The sequence below is a fragment of the Bartonella sp. LB28NMGDW genome (assembly GCF_042194435.1).
GTDB classification, from domain to species: Bacteria; Pseudomonadota; Alphaproteobacteria; order Rhizobiales; family Rhizobiaceae; genus Bartonella; species Bartonella grahamii.
The window spans coordinates 1-549 of the sequence record NZ_JBHIMX010000169.1 but is presented as its reverse complement, the minus strand read 5'-3'; the positions used below and the strand labels follow the sequence as shown (position 1 = coordinate 549).

General features: G+C 32.4%; 1 pseudogene. It reads right to left on the bottom strand.

Going from position 1 to position 549, the window contains the following annotated elements:
* Positions 1 to 523: pseudogene (locus tag ACFIKG_RS09840) on the bottom strand (hypothetical protein); the annotation flags it as partial.
* Positions 524 to 549: the final 26 nt, after the last annotated feature.

Below are 549 nucleotides of genomic sequence, written 5' to 3'. Positions count from 1 at the left end.
TTGTTTCTAAATTTTCAAAATCAATTTCTCTTTTTGATAAAATAATATTTTTATTTTTTTTGTTATTGTTAATGTTATTGTTATTGTACCCTCTTGAAGAATCTTCAAGACATCTTGAAGAATCTTGAAGACTTCTTAAAGAATCTTGAAGCTCTCTTGAAGATTCTTCGTGGTTTTTATGTTTTCTAGTATTGGCGGCTTTTGCTGCTCTTTCTGCAAACTTATTTAAAGTTTCGTCTGAATTTTTTAATTCTTCTTCAACATCTGAACACCACAAATGACCATCTTCTGAAAGAATAATGTGTCCAGATCTAAATAAGTAATCTAATGCCTTCTGAAATCTTTTTACTGAACAACACGTAAAATGAGATAATATTTGCGCATCATTTACAAGAGGCTCTCTAGTGCGCAACATTTGCAATCGCAATCGCATATAAACATTGCCTTCAATTGCGGGTAAACAAGCAAGATCAAGAAGCCACTTGTCTGCAAAAAGCCTCGTCCATGGTAATTTACTGGACATACCCCAATTCCCTTTCTTTAACTAAA